We start from the raw sequence: 652 nt of genomic DNA on the forward strand, positions 1-652 counted from the left end.
TATCAGGCTACCCAGGCGGATATCGATGCGGGAACCACATTGGTCAACAGCGTTTCGGTAACCACTGACGAAGTTCCGGGACCCACGGAAGACACGGCAGAAACCACCATTGCCCAGACTGCTGGGTTGACTGTCAACAAAACAGTGAATCCGACCAGCATTTCGGAGCCGACTCTTTTACAGTACACCATCAATATTCAAAATACGGGGAATGTAGCCCTTACCGGACTTCAGGTAACCGATATTCTGCCCGATGGCAGTACCGCCACATTGACGGGTTCGCTTGCTGATATTCCTGTTGGAGGAAGCAGGGAACTGACCACCACCTATCAGGCCACCCAGGCGGATATCGATGCGGGAACCACTTTGGTAAACAGCGTTTCGGTAACCACTGACGAAGTTCCGGGACCCACAGAAGACACGGCAGAAACCACCATAGAACAGAATGCTGGACTGACGGTCAGCAAGACGGTAAATCCGACCAGCATTTCGGAGCCGACTCTTTTACAGTACACCATCAATATTCAAAATACGGGGAATGTAGCCCTTACCGGACTTCAGGTGACCGATATCTTACCTGACGGCAGCACGGCCACACTTTCGGGTTCGCTTGCTGATATCCCTGCTGGAGGCAGCAGGGAACTGACCACCA

At 52.6% G+C, this 652-nt stretch carries 1 protein-coding gene; it reads left to right on the forward strand.

The genetic code is table 11. The features are described 5' to 3' along the window. A partial coding sequence (locus H1A14_RS23075) for a DUF7507 domain-containing protein (protein ID WP_194778676.1) occupies nucleotides 1-652 on the forward strand: 652 nt, incomplete at both ends.

Source organism: Pararhodonellum marinum (assembly GCF_015354735.1).
In the GTDB taxonomy this organism is placed as follows: domain Bacteria; phylum Bacteroidota; class Bacteroidia; order Cytophagales; family Cyclobacteriaceae; genus Pararhodonellum; species Pararhodonellum marinum.